The sequence below is a fragment of the Acinetobacter sp. TAC-1 genome (genome assembly GCF_029025845.1).
In the GTDB taxonomy this organism is placed as follows: domain Bacteria; phylum Pseudomonadota; class Gammaproteobacteria; order Pseudomonadales; family Moraxellaceae; genus Acinetobacter; species Acinetobacter guillouiae.
Map to the genome: position 1 here is coordinate 761,723 of NZ_CP118892.1, position 24,487 is coordinate 786,209.

At 38.9% G+C, this 24,487-nt stretch carries 19 protein-coding genes and 8 tRNA genes; 17 read left to right on the forward strand and 10 right to left on the reverse strand.

Translation table 11 applies throughout. The annotated features are described in order from the left end of the window. Window positions 1-77 precede the first annotated feature (77 nt). Together PYV58_RS03625 and PYV58_RS03630 are read left to right on the forward strand one after the other, a co-directional pair. Complete coding sequence (locus PYV58_RS03625) at window positions 78-4,604, forward strand: Hpt domain-containing protein (protein ID WP_034615978.1); 4,527 nt, start codon at window positions 78-80, stop codon at window positions 4,602-4,604. An 8-nt stretch (window positions 4,605-4,612) separates the two neighbouring features. Further along, window positions 4,613-5,077 (forward strand): hypothetical protein, encoded by a 465-nt coding sequence (locus PYV58_RS03630; protein WP_004723795.1) that lies wholly within the window; start codon window positions 4,613-4,615, stop codon window positions 5,075-5,077. A 75-nt stretch (window positions 5,078-5,152) separates the two neighbouring features. On the opposite strand, the gene dapE is transcribed toward PYV58_RS03630, so the two are convergent. From dapE to PYV58_RS03645, 3 genes are all read right to left on the reverse strand, one after another. Then, a complete protein-coding gene (dapE, locus tag PYV58_RS03635) occupies window positions 5,153-6,286 on the reverse strand; it encodes a succinyl-diaminopimelate desuccinylase (RefSeq protein ID WP_004723792.1) in 1,134 nt (377 codons plus the stop codon). 156 nt (window positions 6,287-6,442) lie between these two features. Then, window positions 6,443-6,583, reverse strand: a complete 141-nt coding sequence (locus tag PYV58_RS03640; protein ID WP_004723791.1) for an entericidin A/B family lipoprotein — start codon at window positions 6,581-6,583, stop codon at window positions 6,443-6,445. 115 nt (window positions 6,584-6,698) lie between these two features. After that, window positions 6,699-7,544 carry a DUF1853 family protein gene (locus PYV58_RS03645; RefSeq protein ID WP_034615975.1) on the reverse strand — a complete coding sequence of 282 codons (846 nt, stop codon included), beginning with the start codon at window positions 7,542-7,544 and terminating at the stop codon, window positions 6,699-6,701. 226 nt (window positions 7,545-7,770) lie between these two features. Between PYV58_RS03645 and PYV58_RS03650 the strand changes: the two genes are divergently transcribed. The 10 genes from PYV58_RS03650 (at window position 7,771) to PYV58_RS03695 (ending at window position 10,053) form a co-directional block, all read left to right on the forward strand. After that, the gene (locus tag PYV58_RS03650) at window positions 7,771-8,169 is read left to right on the forward strand and encodes a YbaN family protein (RefSeq protein ID WP_004723787.1); all 399 of its coding nucleotides are present in this window, start codon (window positions 7,771-7,773) and stop codon (window positions 8,167-8,169) included. Between the two features lie 282 nt (window positions 8,170-8,451). Then, window positions 8,452-8,527, forward strand: a tRNA-Val gene (locus tag PYV58_RS03655). A 23-nt stretch (window positions 8,528-8,550) separates the two neighbouring features. After that, a tRNA-Asp gene (locus tag PYV58_RS03660) sits at window positions 8,551-8,627 on the forward strand. Window positions 8,628-8,671: 44 nt separating this feature from the next. Then, window positions 8,672-8,748: transfer RNA gene (locus PYV58_RS03665), tRNA-Asp, on the forward strand. Window positions 8,749-8,820: 72 nt separating this feature from the next. Next, window positions 8,821-8,896, forward strand: a tRNA-Val gene (locus PYV58_RS03670). Window positions 8,897-8,904: 8 nt separating this feature from the next. Continuing rightward, window positions 8,905-8,981: transfer RNA gene (locus tag PYV58_RS03675), tRNA-Asp, on the forward strand. 107 nt (window positions 8,982-9,088) lie between these two features. Next, a tRNA-Val gene (locus tag PYV58_RS03680) sits at window positions 9,089-9,164 on the forward strand. Window positions 9,165-9,172: 8 nt separating this feature from the next. After that, window positions 9,173-9,249 (forward strand) — tRNA-Asp (locus PYV58_RS03685). Window positions 9,250-9,434: 185 nt separating this feature from the next. After that, window positions 9,435-9,510: transfer RNA gene (locus PYV58_RS03690), tRNA-Val, on the forward strand. Between the two features lie 75 nt (window positions 9,511-9,585). Further along, on the forward strand, window positions 9,586-10,053 hold the full coding sequence (locus PYV58_RS03695; protein ID WP_034613763.1) for a DUF2750 domain-containing protein: 468 nt from the start codon (window positions 9,586-9,588) through the stop codon (window positions 10,051-10,053). 33 nt (window positions 10,054-10,086) lie between these two features. Here the strand turns inward: PYV58_RS03695 and PYV58_RS03700 are convergent, their stop codons facing one another. From PYV58_RS03700 to yccS, 4 genes are all read right to left on the reverse strand, one after another. Then, window positions 10,087-10,872, reverse strand: coding sequence for a YdcF family protein (locus PYV58_RS03700; protein WP_034613766.1), 786 nt, complete (start codon window positions 10,870-10,872; stop codon window positions 10,087-10,089). Window positions 10,873-10,996: 124 nt separating this feature from the next. Further along, the gene (locus tag PYV58_RS03705; protein ID WP_034613769.1) at window positions 10,997-13,645 is read right to left on the reverse strand and encodes a PepSY domain-containing protein; all 2,649 of its coding nucleotides are present in this window, start codon (window positions 13,643-13,645) and stop codon (window positions 10,997-10,999) included. A 159-nt stretch (window positions 13,646-13,804) separates the two neighbouring features. Continuing rightward, a complete protein-coding gene (locus tag PYV58_RS03710; RefSeq protein ID WP_004817689.1) occupies window positions 13,805-14,365 on the reverse strand; it encodes a YcxB family protein in 561 nt (186 codons plus the stop codon). Between the two features lie 99 nt (window positions 14,366-14,464). Further along, the gene (yccS, locus tag PYV58_RS03715; protein ID WP_081401510.1) at window positions 14,465-16,639 is read right to left on the reverse strand and encodes a YccS family putative transporter; all 2,175 of its coding nucleotides are present in this window, start codon (window positions 16,637-16,639) and stop codon (window positions 14,465-14,467) included. A 146-nt stretch (window positions 16,640-16,785) separates the two neighbouring features. Here yccS and PYV58_RS03720 point away from each other — a divergent pair, with 146 nt between their 5' ends. Then, window positions 16,786-17,997 (forward strand): multidrug effflux MFS transporter, encoded by a 1,212-nt coding sequence (locus tag PYV58_RS03720; RefSeq protein WP_034613774.1) that lies wholly within the window; start codon window positions 16,786-16,788, stop codon window positions 17,995-17,997. Window positions 17,998-18,475: 478 nt separating this feature from the next. Further along, window positions 18,476-18,925, forward strand: a complete 450-nt coding sequence (locus PYV58_RS03725; protein WP_034613776.1) for an ABZJ_00895 family protein — start codon at window positions 18,476-18,478, stop codon at window positions 18,923-18,925. 109 nt (window positions 18,926-19,034) lie between these two features. On the opposite strand, the gene PYV58_RS03730 is transcribed toward PYV58_RS03725, so the two are convergent. Continuing rightward, the gene (locus PYV58_RS03730; protein WP_004817681.1) at window positions 19,035-19,457 is read right to left on the reverse strand and encodes a hypothetical protein; all 423 of its coding nucleotides are present in this window, start codon (window positions 19,455-19,457) and stop codon (window positions 19,035-19,037) included. A 534-nt stretch (window positions 19,458-19,991) separates the two neighbouring features. Between PYV58_RS03730 and PYV58_RS03740 the strand changes: the two genes are divergently transcribed. The 3 genes from PYV58_RS03740 (at window position 19,992) to PYV58_RS03750 (ending at window position 22,160) form a co-directional block, all read left to right on the forward strand. Next, the gene (locus tag PYV58_RS03740; RefSeq protein WP_034613779.1) at window positions 19,992-21,614 is read left to right on the forward strand and encodes a mechanosensitive ion channel; all 1,623 of its coding nucleotides are present in this window, start codon (window positions 19,992-19,994) and stop codon (window positions 21,612-21,614) included. Window positions 21,615-21,697: 83 nt separating this feature from the next. Continuing rightward, complete coding sequence (locus PYV58_RS03745; protein ID WP_004723765.1) at window positions 21,698-21,862, forward strand: hypothetical protein; 165 nt, start codon at window positions 21,698-21,700, stop codon at window positions 21,860-21,862. A gap of 145 nt (window positions 21,863-22,007) precedes the next feature. Further along, window positions 22,008-22,160 carry a hypothetical protein gene (locus PYV58_RS03750; protein WP_004723764.1) on the forward strand — a complete coding sequence of 51 codons (153 nt, stop codon included), beginning with the start codon at window positions 22,008-22,010 and terminating at the stop codon, window positions 22,158-22,160. Window positions 22,161-22,186: 26 nt separating this feature from the next. On the opposite strand, the gene PYV58_RS03755 is transcribed toward PYV58_RS03750, so the two are convergent. Together PYV58_RS03755 and PYV58_RS03760 are read right to left on the reverse strand one after the other, a co-directional pair. Next, window positions 22,187-23,386, reverse strand: coding sequence for an NAD(P)/FAD-dependent oxidoreductase (locus tag PYV58_RS03755; RefSeq protein ID WP_004817673.1), 1,200 nt, complete (start codon window positions 23,384-23,386; stop codon window positions 22,187-22,189). Window positions 23,387-23,466: 80 nt separating this feature from the next. Then, the gene (locus tag PYV58_RS03760) at window positions 23,467-24,330 is read right to left on the reverse strand and encodes a pyridoxal-phosphate dependent enzyme (protein ID WP_034613781.1); all 864 of its coding nucleotides are present in this window, start codon (window positions 24,328-24,330) and stop codon (window positions 23,467-23,469) included. Window positions 24,331-24,487 lie beyond the last annotated feature (157 nt).

Below are 24,487 nucleotides of genomic sequence, written 5' to 3' on the forward strand. Positions count from 1 at the left end.
TTCTAAAGCCATTCAGCTTGACTGTATTTTGAAAGGTTTTAGTCCCAAAGACGGGAACTAACATAGAAGCCTGAGCTATGAAAGAAATATTAAAACATTTAGTGGAACACGTTACTTTACCTGAAGATGCGTATCTTGGTCAGGATGAGGAAATTTTAGAAATTTTTGTAGAAGAACTTGAAGAAATTTTTGAACAGCTACAAACCTCTCTTGATCGATGGCAACTCGAAGAGTTTAAAGATACCGAATTGGTCAATATTCGCCGTTATTTTCATACGCTTAAGGGGTCTGGGCGTATGGTGGGGGCTAAACGTTCTGGTGAACTTGCTTGGACTGTTGAAGATACATTAAATCGTATTATTACGAAAAATCTGGAACTTACTTCCGAGATTCAACACTATGTAAGTGCAGTATTTAATATTTATAAGTTCAAACTCTATTCAGAGTTTTTAAATCGAAAACCGCATCATTTAGATTTAGCACCTTTGGTGTATTTGGGGCAACAGCTACAACAGAAACAAAGCTTAGAACCTGCTTTAGACGAGTTATTGGCATTATCAAATACACTGGATAATGAAAATGTCATTACTGGTTTGGAGATTGGTGAAGATACTGCAACAGCAGCAGGAACCTCTGTGACCACTCCGCATGTGGTTGATCTCGTTGCAGATAGCTCTACAGATACGACTGAAGAAGAAGTGGTAGTTGAATCGACTGTTGCAGATGATAGTTTAACCTCTGAAACCTTGGAAATCTTTGTTGAAGAGTCAGAGGAGCATCTGGCGGCAATTAAAGAATTTTTGCACTTAGAAGAACATACGCCTGATCAATATAATCGCTTGATTCGTGCCTTGCATACTTTGCGTGGCAGTTCTTCAATGGCGCATGTCAATGAGGTCTTTGAAGCAAGTGGTAAGGTCGAGCATTTATTTAAAGTATTGGTTCAAGAAGATACCGAGTCCTCAAAAAATGAAAATGCGCTACTGACTTACTATGCTGAATTTGTCAGTGATTATCTCTATGTTTTAAAGCTGAAAGGTAATCAAGCTGTTGAGCTACAAACCATTTATCAAAAATTTAATGATGCTTGGGAACGCTATGATTTCCAACATCAATATCAACATTCGCAAACTGGTTTAGTCACACAATTGGTTGATCTTGAGATCGATCTATTGCTTGATGCCGAGTTTGAGTTTGATAAACGCGCCCAAGTTGAATATCCAGCATATTTCCAACAACTGGCTCAACAAGCGCAGATGTTGATAGATCATACTAATAATCGTGCTGCACAAGGCATTCATGATTTTAGTCTTGCTTTAAAAGATGGTTATGAACAAGTTATTCGCAAGCCAGATTTATTAAATACTGATTATGCTTTTGAAATGTTTTCTAAGGCCCATCAGGAATTTATTCATTTATTCGATACTTTGGCCTCAGGACAAAGAGTCAGCCTTAATGAATCAACACAAGCGATTTTGGCTGAGTTACATGACTATTTACACCAAGAAATAGACACTGGTGTTGCTGGTCAAATTGTTGAAACAAGGACTGCGCTAGACACTGAACAGCAGCCAGATACACTCTCAATTGCAGCGAACCCTGTTGAATCAGTAGGGAACTATGTACTGACGCAAATTAATCTGGATAAACAGAATATTGACTCAGAACATAGTCAACGTGAATTTGATGCTGATGTTCTCGACATTTTTATTGAAGAAGCCGACGAATTGTTGGTTGGAATGGACCATGACTTAAATACTTGGTCAAGCCATCCTGATGACACAACCGCGTTAAACAATTTGATGCGTTATTTGCATACCTTAAAAGGTGGTGCAAATATGGTGCAAGCCACCCATATTGGTTTGATTGCGCATGAGTTGGAAACCATTTATGAACGCGTGATTAAAGGTCAACTCAAAGCAGAACCACACATTATTCAAGCGATTCGTTTAATTCAAGATGATGTGGCAGATCGTATTCAATTGATCCGTGAAAAATCAATTGATTATCCAGCTACTCATATTCTCAGTGTTTTACACAATATTGATCAGCAAGGTCCGATTGAAGCTGTTCAAGCATCAACTGCGGTTGAGCCACAATTTAGTCATGATGCAGTAGATTTGCATGAACTTGAATATGTTGTAGATGATATCGTTTTAGCGATTGATCAAACTCCAGAACTGCTTGAAACTGAACCGTTGGATCAAGATCAACGACCTGCAATTGATGATGCTCAATTATTTATAGATGCAAATCAAGATACAGGTTTAGATCCTGTTGAAGTTGTTGCTCGAGAAACCTTTATTGAAGAAGCACGAGAGCTGATTGATGATGGTTTGAGCATTTTATCTCAATGGTTTGATCAGCGTAGCAACCGTAGTTTCCTACTCCAATTACAACGTATTGCACACAGCTTAAAAGGCGGTGCAAAAATGGTGAAATTGGAAGAAGTGGCTGATATTGCATATGAATTAGAAAATGCATTTGAGCAATTTGGTTTACATAATTTTAACTCGAATGTTTATGATGGTTTATTGGAAAAAACCTTTCACTGGCTAGATGCTGCAATCTTTAAACATCACTATGATAATTTTGAAGGCTTAAAGTCGAGTTTACATGGCATTGAATATGTTGATGTTTCTGCACAGCTTCCAGAAAAATTATCTCGAACAAATTTAATCTTTGAGCAATCGATCAGTGAGTTTGTTCAGGGGGATGGTACTGAGCCACCGTCAATGCTGGGTGAATGGGATCTTTCACAAAAAACTGAATCCAACAATGAGATGATTCGTATCTCTGCGGATTTGGTTGAAAAAATGATTGACCTTTCTGGTGAAAACGCGATCAACCGTTCACGTATTGAGATGGATTTGGGGCAGTTAGGGAATACCTTGACTGATATGGAGTTGGCTATTCAACGTTTGGCTGATCAGCTACGCCGTATGGAAGGTGAGTTAGAAAGCCAAATTATTGCAAAACATGGTGATTTAAGCGCTCGCTATGCAGATTTTGACCCTTTAGAAATGGACCAATATTCATCTCTAAACCAGTTATCAAAATCGTTGGCTGAATCTGCATCTGACTTGGTTGATTTTAAGACCACGTTGGCTGAAAAGATTCGTGATACTGAAGGTTTATTGCTTCAGCAATCTCGTATTCAAGCTGAAATTCAGGAAAGCTTGATGCGTACTCGTCTGGTACCATTCTCAAGATTGTTGCCTCGATTACAGCGTTTGGTTCGTCAGACCTCTTCAACCGTGAATAAACCCACTGAGCTTTTAGTCAATAATACTGAAGGGGAGTTGGATCGTAATATTCTGGAAAAATTAGTTTCACCGTTAGAGCATATGTTGCGTAATGCGATTGACCACGGGATTGAAGATGCGGAACAGCGTCAGAAGTCGGGCAAAGCGTTGACAGGTCGAATTGATTTGAATATTAGTCGTCAAGGTACAGATGTGCTTGTATCGTTTAAAGATGATGGTAAAGGAATTGATCCAAAAGTTATTCGTGATAAAGCAATCGAAAAAGGCTTAATCAAAACTGATCAGCAGTTAGAGCCTGAGGAAATCCTACAGTTTATTTTCCATCCAGGTTTTAGTACAGCACAGCAAGTGACACAAATCTCTGGTCGTGGTGTTGGCTTGGATGTTGTGCAAAGTGAAATTAAATCACTTGGTGGACAAGTGAGTGTCAGTTCTGAGTTGGGGCATGGTTCAACCTTTACGATTACCGTACCTACAACAGTTGCGGTCAGCGATGCCTTGATGGTGAAAGTCGGTGATCAGCAATTTGCAGTCCCATTATCGCAAATTGATCGTATTGTTCGAATTTCACCAGCCGCTTTGGAAGAATATTTTGAAACTCAAAATGACTATTTTGATATCGATTTCCAAAGCTATAAGCTACGTTATTTAGGTGAGTTTACCTCGAATCAAGTCACTCCACGGTTACATGGACTTGCACATTCATTACCAGTGTTGTTGATCAAGGGAAGCTTGGGGCAATCCATTGCCATTCTGGTTGATCAGTTAATTGGTTCACGTTCACAAATTGTGGTTAAACCGATTGGTAAGCAGTTTGCTACCATCAATGCGATTGCGGGTGCAACCATTCTGGGTGATGGTCAGGTGTGTTTGATTTTGGATGGACAAAATATTGCACGACAAGTTCAAGCATCTACCCGAGGTGGCGCTGAACATCTTCAACATGATAAACAACGTCATCGTGATCAACGCCGTTTGATTATGATCGTGGATGACTCAGTTACCGTTCGTAAGGTCACTTCACGTTTGCTTGAACGCCAAGGTTTCGATGTGATTACTGCGAAAGATGGTGTGGATGCGATTGAGCAACTTGAAAATGTCAAACCAGACTTGATGTTGCTGGATATTGAAATGCCTCGAATGGATGGTTTTGAAGTCACCAACTTGGTTCGCCATCATGAAATTCACCGCGATTTGCCAATCATCATGATTACGTCACGAACAGGTGAAAAACATCGTGAACGGGCATTTAGCTTAGGTGTGACAAATTATATGGGTAAACCATTCCAAGAAGCTGATTTATTGGAAAATATTGAAGCTTTGTTGACGGTTAAATAGGAACGCTCATGACAAAGAATATTGAAAAATCTGCAATTGATAAAATTAGCACACGGGAATTACAGCATTTAATTACCGTGTCTACTGGGTTTATTGATGCATATATTATTGATTGTTATGATAAAGCACCAATGTTATTACCCCAAAATGTGGTGCTTTCTGCTCAGAATAGTCCAACCTATGTCAATGTCGTGGAATGGCATGAAAAGAAGTTGCCGACATTTAGTGTCAGTGATCCTAAAAAGACCTTGGGTGTCGCACTGATCATTGAAGGGGAAGATGCAGATGAGCGTTTTGCCTTGATGTGCAATGAAATGCCAAGTTCGATACGGCTACGGATTTCAGAGGTGGTCGACGCAGAGGATAGCATCAAAGATAAGACGATTTTACAATATGTGAAAATTGGCGATAAGACTTATCATGTGCCGGATTTGGATCAAATCCAGTTACAGATTGGGATAAAGAAGACTTGATCTGTAATGCTTTCAAAGCTTATCTGTAAAAAAGGACGCATTTGCGTCCTTTTTACTTAGTGAGAATCGCTCAGCTTAAGCGAGTAATTCGACTAAGATTTGTTCGTAGATTTCAGCCAAAGGCTCTAATTCAGCAATATTCACATGCTCATTAATTTGATGAATCGTTGCGTTTAAAACACCTAACTCAAGCACTTGAGCGCCTGTCGGAGCAATAAAACGACCATCAGAAGTCCCACCACTGGTTGAAAGTTCGGTCTCTGTTCCTGTCACATTTTTAATTGCAGTTCGTGCAGCATTGACCAATTCACCGACTGGGGTTAAGAAGGGCAAACCTGATAAGGTCCACTCAATATCATAATCAACATGATGACGATCTAAAATCTCAAGAACACGTAATTTGAGTTGATCTGCAGTTACTTCAGTTGAGTAACGGAAGTTAAAGGTAACGGTCATCGTACCGGGTACAACATTGGTTGCACCTGTACCTGCTTGAATATTGGAAACTTGGAATGAAGTTGCAGGGAAGTATTCATTGCCATTGTCCCATACCGTATCACAGAGTTCAGCTAAGGCTTTTGACGCGGTATGAATGGGGTTGATGGCTAAATGCGGGTAGGCAACATGGCCTTGTTTCCCTTTTACCGTTAACACTGCATTTAATGACCCACGACGGCCATTTTTTACGATATCGCCCAGCGTATCTGTACTTGAAGGCTCACCGACAAGGCACCATGTCATTTTTTCATTACGTGCTTCTAAGGTTTCGACAACTTTAACCGTACCATTGATAGAAGGGCCTTCTTCATCAGAGGTGATTAAAAAAGCAATAGAACCTTTATGGTTGGGATGATTCTTTACAAAACGTTCAGATGCAACCACCATTGCAGCCAATGCTGTTTTCATATCAGCACTGCCACGACCATAGAGTTTGCCATCACGAATTTCAGGTAGGAATGGATCAGACTCCCATGCATCTAGATGACCTGTAGGCACAACATCGGTATGACCTGCAAAACAGAAAACTGGAGATGCCGTTCCGCGTCTTGCCCAAAGATTATCAACATCTTCAAAACGCATATTTTCAATATTAAAGCCAATAGCAGACAGACGATCTGCCATGATAGTTTGGCAGGTATGGTCTATAGGTGTCACGGAAGGCTGACGAAGAAGTTGTAAACTCAGTTCTAAGGTATCCGAATGATTCATGGACATTGATCAAGTAAGTAAATTGAACAATATAATAGAGGAAGATAAAACCGAATGAAAACCTTAAAGCTTGAGAAAGGATAAAACTATTTAAATTGGCATTAAAAAAGCCTTATCTATTGAGATAAGGCTCATGTTGTAGAATGAAGTTGAGTCTTACAATTTATTTTCAACTTTTTCTGCAGAATTCGTAACAGCATCCCCCGCTTTAGATACATCCTTACCAACACCTTTAAATGTGTTGCAACCAGCTAAAACAAAAGCGAATAACATTGAAACTGCTAAAATTTTTTTCATTACTATCTCCGTGTTTCACGCGTTAATTAGAATTTTAGTATACGAGTATCGGGTCAATATATCGTTATGTTTTTATGAGTGGATTGGTTAAACCGTGTATAAGAAACGTGAATAATTAAGCATTTATGTCAAAGAAAAGCGCCAGAGGGGCTTGGCGGTACATATAAAATTGCAGGCTATGGGTATCATGATATAAACCATTACACCAAAATTGGGCAGCAACTGAGCTTTGTTTTAGATCTGGGCAAATCCATTCATGCCGTTGTAGACGGTAAAAATCTTGTGCAATGTGATGTCCCCATTGACCCAATCGACGTTGCGTGTTGATCCATGAGGGCGGTGCAACATCGTCTTTATTGTCAGGCAGATAAAGCTGTCCTTTCATTACAGCCAGTTTCTTTTCAATTTTAAGATCTAAAGCCTCGGTAAATTGAAATTGTTTTTCTGAGAAATGATTCAGTTTTCGTAAAAGGGTGTCGCTACGATTTAGACCATACCAATGCTTTAAGTGTAAGTTTGATTCGCCTAAATAGTACTTTAAAGCAACTTCCCAATGCTCGATCTGTTTTGTGGCCTGATTACGAACAAGGAAATCAATTTCGCCTAATGTATTCTTTGCTTCAATGATTTGGATACTATGCTGAATCAGTTGATAGTGTTGATTGGATTCATCTTGTAACCAGAACCAAAATAAATATTCAAAACGTAAACCTAAACGTGTGCTTTTAAGCTGTTGTACAAATTCAATGAGTGGGGTGGGGGCGTGATCGAGTTGATCTAAGCGTGTTTGAAAATCTATATATTGTTGTTGCCAAAACGCCGAGTTGTGTACTTCAAAACGATTTTTAATTTCTAATTCATCAGGCAGATGCTGAATAATATTGGGACTGGCAATGCAAAAAGCCAATTGACGAACAATAGGGTGTTTGTACTTTAACCAAGGCTCAAAGAAGTCTGTCATTGTATGTTGTCCTAAGCTGAGGACTCACTCAGTTTATTTTTAAAGAAAAGGTTTTTAGTGTGTTGAGATTCAAGCAAATAAGTGGATCAACATGCAAGCTCAATTTGACTGTATTGGAAATGATGAACACCGTGATTTTAAAATACAATGATTTCAATTGATTTAAAATATACTGGCAAAATCATTTGGGCGGTATACTAGTCGAATGGGCAGATTGAGTTAATCTATGAAAGTTTTGTTTTGGCGAACATTGGTGATTGTTTTTATTGTACTCGGGTTTATTGGGGCAATATTACCGGGAATGCCAACGACAGTTTTCCTCATCTTGGCAGCTTGGGCGGCATCAAAAGGTTGGCCACAGGTTGATGCTTGGTTACTCAATCATCCAAAATATGGTGCAACGCTTCGTGCTTGGCGTGAAAATGGGACTGTGCCACGTAAAGCAAAGTGGATCGCCAGTATTATGATGTTGATCAGTGGAGTAATTATGTTATTCACCAATGCACCACTGGCTGTGAAAATTTTTACCGATGTGACCATGTTGATTGTGGCTATCTGGCTTTGGTTGCGCCCTGAACCAAAACCTATTGTAAAAAATCTGAATGAAATGGATAAATCCGAATAGCCTTTATTTGATATTCTTGATCATTCAGTACTGAATATTTTATTAAGTTTAGAGCAAATAGATAATAGGGTTAAAATATTGATTAAATGATCAACTCAATTTAATTAAAATACAGGTTTTAAAACCTTATAAATAGATAAATAATAAACAAAAAACACCAATTTAAACTAAAATGATCTATTTTTTAATCACTCAAACCTAAAATAGGTAAAACATCGAGAAAAGCGTTTGACACTCAGTAAAGATTCTCTATAATGCACCTCACAAACGATGAAGTCGTTAGGGCGCTTAGCTCAGTTGGTAGAGCGTCTGCCTTACAAGCAGAATGTCGGCGGTTCGATCCCGTCAGCGCCCACCAAGCTTTAACGTTGAATTTTTAGTGCAGCGGTAGTTCAGTTGGTTAGAATATCGGCCTGTCACGCCGAGGGTCGCGGGTTCGAGTCCCGTCCGCTGCGCCACTTAAATTCAATCATCGTATGTATAGCAATTCATTTGTTAAAGTGCAGCGGTAGTTCAGTTGGTTAGAATATCGGCCTGTCACGCCGAGGGTCGCGGGTTCGAGTCCCGTCCGCTGCGCCACTTTAGAATGATTTTGCAGTGACATGTAATACTGAATTAGAGTCTAAATAGTTTTTTATTTATTCTAGTTTAGGGCGCTTAGCTCAGTTGGTAGAGCGTCTGCCTTACAAGCAGAATGTCGGCGGTTCGATCCCGTCAGCGCCCACCATATACAATGCAGCGGTAGTTCAGTTGGTTAGAATATCGGCCTGTCACGCCGAGGGTCGCGGGTTCGAGTCCCGTCCGCTGCGCCATTTATCTTATTTCCTGAGATCAAGATATTTGGATGTATAAGAATTTGAAAGGAAATATTGTTTTCTTTTATGTTCTGATAAAGTAATATTGTGAAGATCCACACTCAGGGCGCTTAGCTCAGTTGGTAGAGCGTCTGCCTTACAAGCAGAATGTCGGCGGTTCGATCCCGTCAGCGCCCACCATATACAACGCAGCGGTAGTTCAGTTGGTTAGAATATCGGCCTGTCACGCCGAGGGTCGCGGGTTCGAGTCCCGTCCGCTGCGCCATTTATCTTTTTTCCTGAGATCAAGATATTTGGAATAGTAAGAATTTGAAGTTTTTGATTTTTAAAGATCAAACATTATAGACTTTATATCGCTTACTCCCCATCTTTAGGATAGAACTTAAGATTAAATCATCGATTTTTCTTATAGGTTCAAACAGAGTAAACAACTTTGTTTATCCACACTCAGGGCGCTTAGCTCAGTTGGTAGAGCGTCTGCCTTACAAGCAGAATGTCGGCGGTTCGATCCCGTCAGCGCCCACCAAATTTTCCAATCTAGTTATTTGTTTAGAACTTCTGTATAATATATAAGCATAAGTATTTTAAAAATAAATTTTCTATGCGAAATCCATATCAACGTAAAGCTGCGTCTTCAACTCAAAAAAACTCAGTTCAAACCCTAGACCAATATAAACATTTTGTCGAAATGATTGTTTCACAAACCAAGGTTTTTGTTCTTTATGATGATGGCTGGGCTTTGTGCGCATCACCGACAGGGCAACAGTCTTTAGCTGTTTGGCAAAGTAAAAATTTGGCACAACTTCTGATTAAAGATAACTGGAGCCGTTACGCAGTTCAAGAAGTTGAACTCATTGTTTTTATTGAACAGATGATTCCTTTTATCAAACAAAATAATACCGCAATTTCTATAAATTTAACCCCTGAAGGGCGGAATATTTTAGTTTCGACAAATAAATTTTTACTCGATATCAAAAATTATTTATATCAGATGTATACCACTCAACCTGAGTTATTTCAAAACAATAAACGCTTACCGTTACCACGGAAAATTCGCTTACATCAGTAACGCTGTACAGACAATGATATGGCTTTCTGTGCCTTAATATTCACCGAGCATCCACCCGCTGATATAGGCAAAGTACTCTCTTAACCATGCGTTATAACGTGTCGTGAGTGGGGTTTCAGCACCTACAGTAATGAAGTTATGATAGCCTTGTTTTCTGGCGATTGCTGCGGCACGTAAGGTGTGAAAATCACTGGTCACAATCGCAATTTTAGAGTCTAAAGTTAAACCATGCGCTTTTAAAATCGCTTGGCTATTTTTTAGGTTTAAGTCAGTACTGGTACTTTTATTTTCTTGTAGGATCCTACTGGCTTGGATTTGCATATGCTCTTGTAAATATTGCGACATAATTTCTGCTTCGGTTTTTTCTTCACCAAAATCTAAACCACCACTGACAATGATCAAAGCTTGTGATTGTTGTTTTGCAATTTCGCCGGCTTGATCTAAACGTTTTGCGAGGGTCGGTGAGGCTTTTCCTTGGGTAATCCCACTGCCTAACACAATAATCGCTTGTAGATTGTTTTCTGCTGTATTTTGTTGGGATTTTAAGTGGATATAACCAAAGAAGCCGATTAAGCTGACAGACCAAAGCGTAAATAGAATCCATCCTAAGCGCCAGATTTTCTTTAACTTTAAGTGTTGTGCTAAATACTGCTGAATGTGTTGGCTCCATAGCACTGTAGTGATAAAAGCTAAGCCAATCAGCAAAGGGAGTATTGTTCCTAAGTGGATTTTTTTATATAAAATTAAAATAAATCCATCGAGGAATAAGACAAATCCCAGCAAAAAAAAGACAATGCGGAAGAGTTTATTGTTATACATGGGTGAAAACAAATCATTAAAAATTAGTCTAATTCTAAACGAAATCTGTGTATTTATTATATATGAATCAAAAAAAACCGAGCAATCGAGCTCGGTTTTGGCGGGTAAATTTATTCAATAGACCCTAATAAACGTCACGACGATAACGACCATCTAAACGTAATTGTTCAACTGTGTCTTCTCCAAGGATATCAATTAAAGCGAGATCAACATCAGTTGCCATACCATTGATACTGCCACAGACATAGATCACCGCATCATTGGCCACCCATTTTTTCAGTTCTTCCGCTTGATCACGCAGTTTATGATGTACATAAATTTTTTCAGCTTGATCACGAGAGAAGGCTAAATCAATACGTTTGAGCATCGCTGTATTTTGCCAAGCTTGAATTGTATCTTTAAAGAAATAATCGTTTGCTTGTTGGCGTTCACCAAAAATCAACCAGTTTTCAGTATAGTCCATACGAACACGGGCATGAATCAAACTCATTAATCCCGCAATCCCGGTACCATTTCCGATGCAGATAATCGGACGGTTATCGGTAATTAAATGGAATGATTCATTATTACGAATTCTTAACGCAATTTTATCACGCAATTGTACATGTTCGGTTAGCCAACCAGAACCGAGACCAAGCTCACCTTGAGGATTTTGTTGCTGACGAACCACCAAACGCAACACTTGCTGACTTGGAATACTGGCAATCGAATACTCACGAGTCGGTAGTGTAGGGAGTTGTTCGAGTAAGTGTTCCATATTGGCAAAAGGTTCAACAGCAACAGTTAAATCGCGATTCCAAAGCGCTTCTTGAATGCTTTGTTCGAGTGAATCCACTTTTGTTTCTGCATGAACTTGATATTTATCCAAGAACAATTGAATACGTTCTGGACTATTCCCCGTTTGAATTTCAGCAATATCACCTGCTTGCCAAGCTGTATCATAGCTGGCTTGTAATTCAAGATTAAATGCGGGTGCGCCTAAGCTGTTTGGATTGAGTAATTCTCGTTTTGTCAAACGCCATTGATCAAAAACTTTATCAATAGACATTGTTTGTAGATCGAGCTTTGTGGCTTTTGCTAAAGCATCATTCCAGTGTTGGATATCTGCATTGTTGCCATTATTGACTTCAAGCGTAGCAAACAACTGTTGAGCACCAGATTGTTTTAACCATGCGTCTATGCGATGCCCAAAGCTACAATAGGTCTCAGGATAGTCTTGTGAACCCAATGCTAAAACCGCATATTTTAAATGCGAAAGATCCAATGATGTAGCCATAAGCTTTTTCTCAAAGTGCGAGGCTAAGTCAGGTGCTTCACCTGTACCATAGGTACTTGCAATCAAGAGAATCTGTTTGGCTTGCTTGAGGTCATCTTCAGAGAGTTGTTGTACAGCTTTTACCGTGGTTGGCTGATGGGCTTCTTGTAGACTGGTTGAGGTGCGCCATGCCAATTGCTCAGACATTCCTGTTTGAGAGGCATAAGCAATTAACCAAGGTGTTGCATTTGGATCAATTTGAATTGCTGAACCCGCTTGTTTTGCAGCAAGCGTAAGTCGCTTTTGCTTACGACGTTTTAAATACAGCATCCATCCAGTAACAAAAAATAATGGCATTGCCAATGCCGCAAGCATTGCGATGAATTGAAAAACTGGGCCAAAGAAACTACCACGGTGTACAGGGAGCATACTTCCCATGATTTTTTCATTGAGTGGTTTGCTTTCGTATAAGTCTAATTTTTCAATTTGTGCAGTTTGATAGTTATAGGTTGCTTTATTTCGTGCACGCTCATGTTGTGGAATAGCATCAACAAAAGTGAGTTCAACTTTACCATCTGGCTTTTTAGGGATCGAAACAGTCAGTGTCGAATAGTCACGATTAATTTGAGCATTAAACCCATTCCATGTTTGAGTAAGTACATGTTGAATTTGTTCTGGTTTTAAACCTTCTTTATTCTCATGCTTATTTTCACGGTCTGGTTGTTGATGACCTGTCGTTGAATTTTGCTTTTCGCCACGTTGTTGTGGTTGTTGTTGAGGATTGCCCGAAGCCCCTTGACGTCCTTGACCTTCTCCACCGCGTGCCGCTTGCATTTCAGGCTGAGGTCGTTCAACCCCCATTACTTTAAACATACCATTACGCCACCAGTCATATGACCAATACAGCCCTGTACATGCTAAAAGTAAATAAAAGATCACCACCCACGTTCCGACAACTGCATGTAGATCCCAAAGGAAATTACGACCTTTGAGTTTAGGCTTAATGGCAAACCATTGTTTAAAAGAATGCTTTTTCGGCCAGCGTAAATAGAGACCACTGAGTACAAAGAAAATTAACATCAAGGTACTGGCGCCAGTAATTTGTTTACCGACTTCACCCACAGTTAAGTTACGATGCAGTTGCTGTATAAATTGAAAAAAATCTTTGCCTTTCACTTCAGGAAGAACTTCAGCCGTGTAAGGGTTTACCATCATGGTATAACCTCTACGAGCGCCTTCTTTGACAATATTAATGTTTGAAGCTTCTTCAGCGGCTTTCGCGACAGTAATACTGTTGATCTTCATTTCAGGGTTTTGGGTTTGGAAATGTTGATAAATTTCAGCAGGCGTGAGTTTTGCCTGATTTTCAACTTTTACCGTGTAGCTGTCTGGATTTAACCATCTTTGAATAGGTTGTTCATAAGAATAGATTGCACCAGTCACTCCCATAATTGAGAGAATTAAACCAGCCGTAATCCCTAGAAACCAGTGAATTTGAAAAAAAATCTTTTTAAACATGGCAATGCAAAGGGCAGAATATTTTTGATAGCAAATTATAGCTGAATAAATCGGAGAGATAATGAATTTTGCAGATAATATTTATTCTCATTATCATTTTTATTAAAATAGCGAAGTACAAAAAAACCTCCAAAAATGGAGGCCTTTTAAAATTTTAAATTAAAGTGTCTTGGGTTCACCAACAACTTCTTTTAAATGTTTACGCAGTGTTTCAAAGGGAAAATTCTTGCTATCCATACGTTTAGGTAGAATATATGCGCCTTGTTGGCCTTTCACTTTAAAGTTTACCAGTAAGAATTCAGGGGTGTTGTACCATTCATAAATGTCTTTCCAAGCCACGGTTCCAACACCTTCTTGTACACCCATTTGTTGACGCATCACAATGCCACTTGGCTGTACACCTAATTTTACACCTTTGATTTCCTGAACTGGAAATTCATTCATCTTGCGTTTTACATACCATTCAAGACCGAATTTGCGAACCAAAAGATAGATGGCAACCGCAGCAAGAACCACCCAAAAAATAATGGTTGAATAGTTTTTAATTAAAGCGATGCCAAGTAATGAGAGTATGACTGCTACACCCATGATTGCCCAAGCTTTAATCCCAATTTTATTGGTACTACGCCAAATTGCAAGTTGAGCGCCGCGTTGTTCGGCTTCCGAAACTTCGTACGGAACAGGTTGTAAGGTATAAGCGTAAATATTCTTGGCAGTCATAGTGTCAGTAATGTATGTAAATCTAGTCAGAGTTTAGCACTAAATCTCAAGATTTAGTGCACCTATTGTACCAAATAACGATGCAATTTTGATGCAGATTTATAAAGAAGCCAATTCAGTAGATTGATCATCTCGTTCATGGCTTAAATTCTGTTTCAAGCTACTCAGTTGCTTTAAAATACTGAACATTAATGACAATTGTTGAAGAATAATGAGTGATTTAGAGTCTTCTGACTCGGATTGGCTTAAACGGGTACGAATAGCTTTCAACATATTATGCGCGGTTAAATCAGGCATTTCATCCCGTAATAAAGCCCCAGAGATATCATCTAAAGCTTGATCCAATAGATTAAGCACTTGTTGGTCTTTCACTTGCTCACGATGTGCGCCGAGTGCTGCGATATAGCTAAGAAAGGTATGATTTAGACATAAGAACTCAAAAGCTAAACTTTTTTGACTTGGATCGAAATCTGGTTCAGTGGCAAGGGTTGAAATCAGAGAGGCAACATCTGCATCCCGATTATGTGCAGCACGACGAACAATTCGATACTCTAAACTATTATTGCGCCCCTGATGATATTGAGCGACAACATTGGCCAAATAATTGCATTGAGCTTCAAGTGAACGTTGAATGGTGCGGGGTAAACGACGGAACTTCCAGTCAGGGAAAATAAAGCTGACACCGAACCAGGCGAGGGCACAGCCAATCACTGTATCAATCATACGAGGTAGCGCTGCCTCATAGCCAAGCCCATCCAAGTTAAAATTGATCAGCGCCATGATGGTAATAAAGGCAGTGGCTTGGGCATATTGTTTACTGCGTAAATCAAAAAACAATACACCACTAAGTACGAGTAATAAGAGTTGTCCTTCAATAGAGGGCACAAAATACAAAATTGCATAACCTAAAATAATGCCGCCTAAGGTTCCAATAATCCGTAATCTCAAACGTCGTTTGGTCGCATTAAAGTTTGGTTGGCTGACAAACAGTGCGGTTAATAGAATCCAGTAACCGTATTCAATATTGGTGAGTTGCACAAAAACATAGCCAATAAACAAAACAATCGAAACGCGAATTGCATGTCTAAAAAGTACAGACTCAGGGGTTAAATTTTGTTTGATTCGAATGACAATATCATCCCAACCTTTGAGGTCATCATCTTTAAGTTGGTTTTCGAAATTTTTACTTTGATCGTATTTTATATGGCGTTCAGTTTCGAGATTTTGTAATTGGGCATCAATCGACTTTAAGTTTTGATAAAGCGCAAACAGTGAATTGACCCAAATTAAGTCATAATTTTCTTCTTTTTTGAGTTTATCCAGCGAGTATCTGAGGTTTTTAAAAGCATGCTCAAAACGGACATTATGCTGGTAGGTGGTGCGGTGTAAAATGCTATCACTCAAATCCTTACAGGCTTTACCTTGCAGCGCTAAAATACGTTGGAAACGAAATAACACATCGCTATGTTCAAACATTTTGGCCAGCTTTTGATAATCAATATGTGCCGAATCGGCCCGTTCATGAATATCTTGTGCAACAAAGTAATATTGTAAACTACGACGCGTATCACGTTGTCCTCGGTCACCTTTTAAACGCGTCAACAAGGCGGTACGCATATCATTAAAAATGCTGATGAGCTGTCCATTTTCCATAGACAAACTAATCATACTGTCTTGATAGCTGGTCGGTGTCATATCGACATCAAACAAATTGGATTTGGAAAACAGAAAATTACCTAATGATGAAAAACATTGAGACAATTTGTCTTGAACTTGCCGTACCGGGAACAGTAAAAAACTGATGGTTGAAATAAGCCCATACCAAATTGCACCAATCACCAATAGACTTGGCTGGATATACCATTGATCAAATAAATGCACCCCAAGCATGGAATACACAGAGACCACCAAACAGCCATAAGAAATGGTGGCATAGCGACGTCCCAAAGAACCCAATAGAATCCAACCAATACAAGAAACAATCAAACCTAAGGCAAACAGAATAGGGTATGGAAAGAGCAGGCTCACTGAGGCAGCGGTGATAAAGAATCCGATATAGGTATAGATCAAATTCATGATACGTACAGAGAAGCGATCGTCTATATCACTGAGACCTGCTGCAACCACCCCTAAGGTCAGTGGAATGGTCATTAACTGCTGTCCCAACAGATAAGGTACAAATGCAGTCCCTGTGAAGGCAATGATCATTCTCAAGTTATACATGAAACTTGTGTTGTAGGTTGCTTTTCTGAGTTTTAACAGCCAAGTGTTCAAAGGAAATCCTTGTTAAATCAATAGGGTGTTATGTACTTGGGCAATGCGATTTGACTTATATGGCTTTTCACTTATCTTTGTGACAAATCATACAATGGACAGTGTAAACTTGTCTGCAACATTCCTTATCGAATTATAAACCATCTATGTCTGAAAAAAACGTGGGTCAGCAGTATTCAACGGGCTGGATTATGCTTTTGGCTTTATTTACTTCTTTGGGTCCCTTATCCATTGATATGTATTTGCCAGCATTGCCACAAATGGCGCAAGACTTTAATGTGACAACCCAGCAGATCGCCAATACCTTGCCTGCATATTTTTTTGGTCTTGCTGTTGGTCAATTGATTTATGGTCCAATCAGTGACCGTATCGGGCGTAAGAAACCGCTTTATTTTGGTATGACCCTGTTTGCTTTTGCCAGCTTGCTGTGTGTTTTAGCACCTGATCATTGGTCGTTGATTGCCGCACGCGTTTTACAAGCCTTAGGGGGCTGTGTGGGGGTGGTGATGGCACGGGCTGCAATTCGAGATCGTTTAGATGTACAAGGTTCAGCGCAAGCTTTTTCCAGTATGATGATTGTGATGGGGATTGCCCCAATTCTTGCTCCAACTTTGGGTGCCGCCATTCTACAATTCTTTAGTTGGCAAGGCGTCTTTATCGCCTTGTTTGTGATTGGTTTGTTCTGCTTGTTTTGTGTACACTTTTTATTTAAGGAAACACTCGCACCAGAACGCAGGCTGCATCTCAACTTTAAACAAGTGTTTATTTTATATGCTTGTATTTTTAAAGATCGAAGCTTTCGCTTTCCAATGTTGGCAGGTTGTTTTACTGGTGCAGCACTATTTTGTTATATCAGTTCCGCGGCAGCAGTGTTGATGGATGGTTATCATTTAACTCAGCAACAGTTTGCTATTGCCTTTGGTTTTAATGCTTTTGGTATCATTTTACTGTCTTCTATCAATAAGCGTTTAGCCAACAAACTCTCGGTGATCCTGCGCTTGAAAATTGGTGGTTTGATTCAGGTTACAGGCGCATTGATTATTGTCAGCGCAGGTTTCATGTCTGATGCACCATTGGCGATTGTCATGTTGGGTTTATTTTTCTCTGTTTCAGGGATTGGTTTTACTGGACCGAATGCGATGGCATTGGCGATGTCTGAACAAGGCTCAAGAGCAGGAACTGCAAGTGCAATTATGGGCAGTATGCAATTTGCGTGTGGCTTATTGGGTGGTGTGGTATTGAATTTTCTTGTATGGAATCATTTATTCAATATGGGAATTTTGATGTTGGCTTTTACTGTGGCTGGATTTATGGCAATTTTAAAAGTGGCTCAACAGTTCAAGATGAAACAAATTTAAGCTTATACCAATACTGAACATGAGATCGTCTTGTTGATTTACAAGACAAAAGTGAATTTTGTTTTATCGAATCAAAGACGATCTGTATTTTTTATTCAAGTATGAGGAAATTGACAGGTTCTAAGAGATTGTATTGTTAGAACAAGTACGCGATACACATACACGTGGTCAAAGCAGAAACGATAAAAACACAAATACCAGAAAAACAAAAGCCGACGATTCGAGTGATGAGTAAATCGTCGGCCAAAATACTTCGTTATAAAGATTCAGGCTGCTAAGTTGAATCTTAAGAAGCATAAGTTTTTAGTTTCTCTGAGAGAAGGTCTCCAAATTTCTTTGCGGATGCCGTGCAATCAATTTGGTTGCTGCAGACCTTATACTTATATAACGACAGCAGTTTCAAATTGGTTGACAAGAAAATGAAAAAAAGTTGAAAAAAAATTATAATATTGTTCTTTATGCAATCTAGGCTGTCGTCATGGTGTCTTTAAACAAATATTTTTTGTGGTTTTTGCTGCTTTGTTTAGTCTTGACCATGGTTGCAGGTGTATTGGCTGCATTATTGCCCAATGAAATTGCTGGCGTGTTAACCGCAATACCTTATTTGATTGCGATGATTATCGTGTTATATCGTTTTCTCAAACAACAACGTCGTGCGCCTACAGACCAAGAGCGTAAAAAACTGACCCTTGGTTATACCGCAATATTTTGGGGCTATAATTTACTTGGGGTATTTGCGGGTGTTTGGTTTTTTTCTCAGAATGATCCAGACGTGTGGAAAACTTTTGTGATGTATCTGCAAAATACTCAATTTTTGCTCACTGCATTGATCATGTTGCTGATGTTGGCAATCCCTTTATATTTAATTACCTATTGGTTTTATGGAAAGCAAGCGCAGCGTATGGCAGCTAAAATGTTTGGTCAATGATCTGTTTAAATTGTTGACTTTACTTTGAGAAATCAAAGTCATTGATGAAATCTGCGTCAATACAAATAAGCAAAAAATAAATCTTATTTTTTAAGCTATGGATATGCTGTTAGTGTACGAACATATCCATAAATTCGCGTAATTCTTGAATGGCAATTTCAATGTCTGTGGTTAACCACGTTGGTTCAAAGATCCCTGCATAATGTTCTAAACGATCTTGAGGCACAACAAGTCGTATCGGGCAGTCTTCTTCAAGTAAGCGCCATGGCACGATTGGAACTTCGTTATCCAGAAATGGCACAATATTGCGAATATCAATAATCATCGCATTGATACATTCTGGGAACGGCATAACGGATAATTCATCTGTACGGCGACGGAAATACTCTAAATCACCCCATTTTAGAATATAACTAGGCTTATTAAATTCAATAATTCCAATGAGATGGTCATCTCTTGAGGTATGTGTGAAGCATTGATGCGTGACATCAGTGTCCAAGTCCAACTCGACACTTTGTCGTTGATAAGCCATATCTACAATAGCCAAAAAATGGGGTACATATTATAGCTCATTTATCTTTCAAGAACTGCTCGAAATAAAATTTACTTTTGCTTAAAATATTTTTACACACAGATCATAAATAGCCTGTTAGTATAAAAATACATCAATTCGATGGAGGTGGACGTCATGAAACACGATTTCAATAAACCATCTTATGTAACAAGTACTGAAGATATAACGCATAAGAATCGCTTACCCATTTATATGCTTATTCTTGTGGGGTTATTTCTTGTTTCCTTGCTTGTTTACATGATCGCCGACTGGGTTTAATCCCATAATCATTTATAAAGATTATATTGATCAGACAAACTCTAGCTGCAAAGCTGGAGTTTTTCATTTTTGCATGCTTTTGTTGTATTTATGCAGTTAAATTTGCTCGTTATATAAGCAATAGATAAAGTAGAAGAGTAATTCATCAAGTATCCAATTCAAATAAAGAATGTTGCTTAAAGTCATTTGAGCACGCTCAGATTGTTATAAATCTATAACTTGAGGAAATAAAAAATGAATGAAATTTTACAAACAAGGGGGAGATTTGATGCCATGTATTATTGGGATCAATTCCACCCGATTCTCGCCGCTGTTGCCATCCTTATTGTGGGATGGATTATTGCACTAATTGTTGCAGCAGGAATTAAAAAAATCCTAGAAAAACTAGGTACAAATACAAAATTGTCTTCAGCAACAGGTCATCGTTCAAATATTGAAAGTATTGTTTCTCGAATTGTTTTTTGGGTGGTGATGGTGATCGCGGTGATTGGTGCATTAAATGTGCTGAATCTTACCAGCGTAAGCAGCCCATTTAGTTTGATGATTCAGCAATTCTTATTGTTTATTCCACAATTACTGGCTGCCGTCGCCATTGGGTTTATTGGTTGGATTGTGGCAAATCTGGTTAAAGTCGGCTTGAAAAAAGCTTTGGATCGGACTCAACTTGATGAGAAATTAAGTGCCGATGTTGGGGTCAGTCCGATCAGTCAGAATATCGCTGATATTGTGTACTGGCTAATTTTATTGCTGTTCCTACCAATTGTATTATCAATTTTAGGTTTGCAAGGCTTATTGCTTCCAGTGCAGAACATGCTGAATGAAGCAGTCTCTTATATACCAAATATTTTCATTGCGGGTGTCATCGTTTTTGTCGGTTATATCTTGGCAAAAATCCTGCGCGGGATTGTTGAGGGTTTAATCAACAGTCTAAATTTACAAACTCAAATAGAAAAAGTAGGGCTATTTAAAAACTCAAACCAAGGTTTAGCGAAGTTTTTAGGCTCTTTTGTTTTTGCCGTTGTCATGATTACTGCGTTAATTGTGGCTTTTGAAGCACTTGGTATACAAGCTATTTCACAACCAGCAACCGCAATGCTGGGCGAAATCATGTATGCAATTCCACATATTATTGCAGCTGGATTAATTTTAATTGTGGCCTATGTGGTATCTCGTTTTGTGGGGCGTTTGGTTTCAGAAGTTGTTGCTGGAACGGGTGTTGATGAAATTCCTGCAAAATTAGATTTACAACGCTTTTTAGGTGACACGAAAGTTTCTTGTATCATTGGTTATCTGATTGTTTTCTTTACCATGTTATTTGCTGTTTCTGAAGCGGCAAATCGACTGGGCTTTGAGCAAGTTAGTCATTTGATTTCAATGTTTATTTACTTTGGTGCCAACATTTTGTTAGGCGCAGTGATTTTGGTGATCGGTTTCTGGTTGGCCAATATCGTGGCGAATGTGGTGCAACGTGGTGAGTACAATAGCTCAAGATGGTTAGGCAACTTGGTTCGTGTTTTGATCATGGGGCTGGTGATTGCAATGGGTTTAAAAGCCATGGGAATTGCCGATTCGATCGTTAATCTTGCTTTTGGCTTAACCTTGGGTTCTGTGGCAGTTGCTTTTGCATTGGCTTTTGGCCTAGGTGGACGTCAACCTGCAGAACGCGTTTTAACGGATTTAATCGATAAAGCCAAGAAAGAGGCAAGTCAACCGAATCCTTTAAAGCAAGAAAATACTTATCCATCACAGCCAAGCGGTACAGACGCTACGCAAGTAACCGCAGATACCCCTGCGATTGAAAATGAGTACAAGTCACTTACTGATTCATTGAAACAGGACAAAGATGACCCGAATTAACATTTAAATTCTTTTAAAGATCGATCAGGATTGATGCTTGATCGATCTTTTTATTTTTAGGTCAAAAGTGAGAGGGAATAGAGATGTCTAAGAAAAAGCCAAATAATTTCATTGCACCCATTGTGATTGCAGGAATCACTGTAGGGTTTTTAGCAAGTGCTTATAAGTTTGTGTTTGCAAAACCGAAAAAGCAACCGTCCGAAATTGTTAAGCAACAACATGAATCTCAAAACAAATCTCAAGAGTGATTGTGTTTACAAAGCATGAATTTTATCGGTTTTTTTATAGAAAATAGATAGACATCAGATGATTTATTGTCTAGATTGAATGGGTGAATATGTAGGCAATATAAAACTCACTCATCTGATAAATATCATTTTCAAAGGAATTGAAATGAAGATCATCTATTTTTTACACAAAATTCATCAGTCGTTATTTGCAAAAAACCATGATCTAAAGTCGATGGATTTGGCGATTCAACGAGTGACCCAGAAGCAGCAAATCCAGAACCAACTTATCTTATTTAAAACAGATTATTTAGAATAAGCTTTCTATCTATTAATCAGTTTAAATTAAACATATTCTGAAGCGGCATGTGCTGAAGCCCATGCCCACTGAAAATTAAACCCACCTAAATGACCAGTCACATCTAAGATCTCACCTATAAAAAATAAACCTTTTTGTTTTTTACTTTCCATGGTTTTTGATGAAACTTCAGTGGTGTCAACACCGCCTAAAGTGACTTCTGCAGTCCGATAGCCTTCAGTACCAGAGGGTTTGACTTCAAATTGCTGTAGTTTATTGGCAATCGTTTCAAGTTTTTCATCACTTAATTGCCCAATCGCCGTTTCAGCCCACTCGGACCAAATGAGATTTTGTAGTTCAATCACTACACTTTTCGGTAAAAGTTCAGTCAGTAAGGTTCTGATTAACACCTTAGGTTGGCTTTGCTTTTTGCGCTTTAAAAAATCAAACAGCTCAAGACTTGGTAAAAAGTTAATATGGAATGCTTGTCCTGCATTCCAATAATTTGAAAGTTGTAATGAGCTTGGACCACTTAAGCCACGATGTGTAAACAACAATGCTTCAGTAAATGCGATCAGTTCGTTAGATAGCGTTGCTTCAACCGCATTGCCGCTTAAACGAGTGGTAACTTCTTTAAATTGATCTGAAAAAGTGAAGGGAACTAAACCTGCGCGTGTAGGATAGATGTGGTGACCAAATTGTTTGGCAATCTCATAGCCGATGCCAGAGCCACCCAATGTTGGAATAGATAAGCCTCCTGATGCAACAACAACCGATTCAGCCTGAAAATAGCCTAAATTGGTGGCGACTTGAAAAGTCTGATCGTCAACTGTGTTGATCGCTTTGACTTCACAGCTGGTTTTAATCTCAACATGATGTGTTTTTTCACATTCGTTGAGTAGCATGCTTAAGATTTCTTTTGCGCCATTTAAGGTAAACAGTTGTCCATGTTTGCGTTCTTCATAGTCAATGCCATATTCACAGACCATCCCAATAAAGTCCCAATTGGTATAACGCGTCAGGGCAGAGATGACAAAATGTGGGTTATGTGAAATAAAATTTTCAGGTTCGACATAAAGATTGGTGAAGTTACATTTACCACCACCTGACATGAGGATTTTTTTACCAATTTTATTGGCTTTCTCAACCACTAAGACTTTACGACCACGGGCAGCTGCTTTTGCCGCAAGCATTAAACCTGAAGCACCCGCGCCGAGGACAATCACATCATATTGGTTAGAAGACATATCACACTCATGGAAACTTTGAGCAGGGGATTATAGACAAATTTAAAGTAATTTTCAGGACAATTATAAATAGGTAGGGTTTAGCTACGTCCTTGCAAGCCACCACTATGCAGAATCAAGATTTTTGCATTTTCTTTAAAGTAACCTTTTGAAATTAAATCAAAAATCCCATAAAACATTTTCCCAGTATAAATCTGTTCAAGCGGAATGCGATATTGCTGCTCAAAGTTGTTTATAAAGCTAACTAATTCAACTGTGGTTTTGGCATAACCTCCAAAACAATAATCATCCAGTATTTTCCAATTGCTTTTATGGGTGAGTTGACTGACATCTTGTTGTAAAAAATCACCTTTAAGTGCTGAAAATCCTAAAATTTCCTGCTGTGATGAACTGGCGTTAATCAGCCCAGTGATTGTGCCACCTGTTCCTACCGCACAGCAAATCACATCATAATGATTTAAATCTTCTGGCGTTAAAATTTCCTGACAACCTTGTATAGCAAGCTCATTAGTTCCACCTTCAGGAATAATATAAGTGTTTGGATAATGTTGTGTTAATTCATCGATCCAGTCATGATTATTTTTTTGTCTATATTTTTCACGTGAAACAAAAACTAGCTGCATGCCCAACTGCTGTGCTGTCGTTAGAGTAGGGTTGAGCGGTTTATGCGCTAACTCCTCGCCCCGAATGATCCCGATGCTTTTAAATCCAAATAACTGTGCTGCATAGGCTGTGGCAGCGATATGATTGGAATAGGCACCACCGAACGTCAGCATCTGTTTTAGGCCAAGCTGACGTGCTTCAATCAAATTATATTTGAGTTTAAAAAATTTATTGCCAGAAATTTGTGGATGGATTAGATCAAGCCGTTTAACTGTAAGTTGAACAGATCCAGCAAAATCTAAACTTTGGTAGGGAATAGTTTGGGCAATATGATCAAACATGCTGATTTTTTAACTGAATGGGGGTATATGAGTAGCTTTGCTTTGAATTAAGCCTGTTCAAGATATTCTAATCAAACCTGTAAAGCAAGACAGGTTTGATTGAGTTTCATGTCTATTATTGGGGATAAATTTCTAGGTTTTAACTCAAGCCTTTTTA

What these genes read in the sequence shown, in the direction of transcription:
- PYV58_RS03625 (WP_034615978.1), top strand. Translation starts at nt 78, where the DNA reads ATGAAAGAAATATTAAAACATTTAGTGGAACACGTTACTTTACCTGAA.
- PYV58_RS03630 (WP_004723795.1), top strand. Translation starts at nt 4,613, where the DNA reads ATGACAAAGAATATTGAAAAATCTGCAATTGATAAAATTAGCACACGG.
- dapE (WP_004723792.1), bottom strand. Translation starts at nt 6,286, where the DNA reads ATGAATCATTCGGATACCTTAGAACTGAGTTTACAACTTCTTCGTCAG.
- PYV58_RS03640 (WP_004723791.1), bottom strand. Translation starts at nt 6,583, where the DNA reads ATGAAAAAAATTTTAGCAGTTTCAATGTTATTCGCTTTTGTTTTAGCT.
- PYV58_RS03645 (WP_034615975.1), bottom strand. Translation starts at nt 7,544, where the DNA reads ATGACAGACTTCTTTGAGCCTTGGTTAAAGTACAAACACCCTATTGTT.
- PYV58_RS03650 (WP_004723787.1), top strand. Translation starts at nt 7,771, where the DNA reads ATGAAAGTTTTGTTTTGGCGAACATTGGTGATTGTTTTTATTGTACTC.
- PYV58_RS03695 (WP_034613763.1), top strand. Translation starts at nt 9,586, where the DNA reads ATGCGAAATCCATATCAACGTAAAGCTGCGTCTTCAACTCAAAAAAAC.
- PYV58_RS03700 (WP_034613766.1), bottom strand. Translation starts at nt 10,872, where the DNA reads ATGTATAACAATAAACTCTTCCGCATTGTCTTTTTTTTGCTGGGATTT.
- PYV58_RS03705 (WP_034613769.1), bottom strand. Translation starts at nt 13,645, where the DNA reads ATGTTTAAAAAGATTTTTTTTCAAATTCACTGGTTTCTAGGGATTACG.
- PYV58_RS03710 (WP_004817689.1), bottom strand. Translation starts at nt 14,365, where the DNA reads ATGACTGCCAAGAATATTTACGCTTATACCTTACAACCTGTTCCGTAC.
- PYV58_RS03720 (WP_034613774.1), top strand. Translation starts at nt 16,786, where the DNA reads ATGTCTGAAAAAAACGTGGGTCAGCAGTATTCAACGGGCTGGATTATG.
- PYV58_RS03725 (WP_034613776.1), top strand. Translation starts at nt 18,476, where the DNA reads ATGGTGTCTTTAAACAAATATTTTTTGTGGTTTTTGCTGCTTTGTTTA.
- PYV58_RS03730 (WP_004817681.1), bottom strand. Translation starts at nt 19,457, where the DNA reads ATGGCTTATCAACGACAAAGTGTCGAGTTGGACTTGGACACTGATGTC.
- PYV58_RS03740 (WP_034613779.1), top strand. Translation starts at nt 19,992, where the DNA reads ATGAATGAAATTTTACAAACAAGGGGGAGATTTGATGCCATGTATTAT.
- PYV58_RS03745 (WP_004723765.1), top strand. Translation starts at nt 21,698, where the DNA reads ATGTCTAAGAAAAAGCCAAATAATTTCATTGCACCCATTGTGATTGCA.
- PYV58_RS03750 (WP_004723764.1), top strand. Translation starts at nt 22,008, where the DNA reads ATGAAGATCATCTATTTTTTACACAAAATTCATCAGTCGTTATTTGCA.
- PYV58_RS03755 (WP_004817673.1), bottom strand. Translation starts at nt 23,386, where the DNA reads ATGTCTTCTAACCAATATGATGTGATTGTCCTCGGCGCGGGTGCTTCA.
- PYV58_RS03760 (WP_034613781.1), bottom strand. Translation starts at nt 24,330, where the DNA reads ATGTTTGATCATATTGCCCAAACTATTCCCTACCAAAGTTTAGATTTT.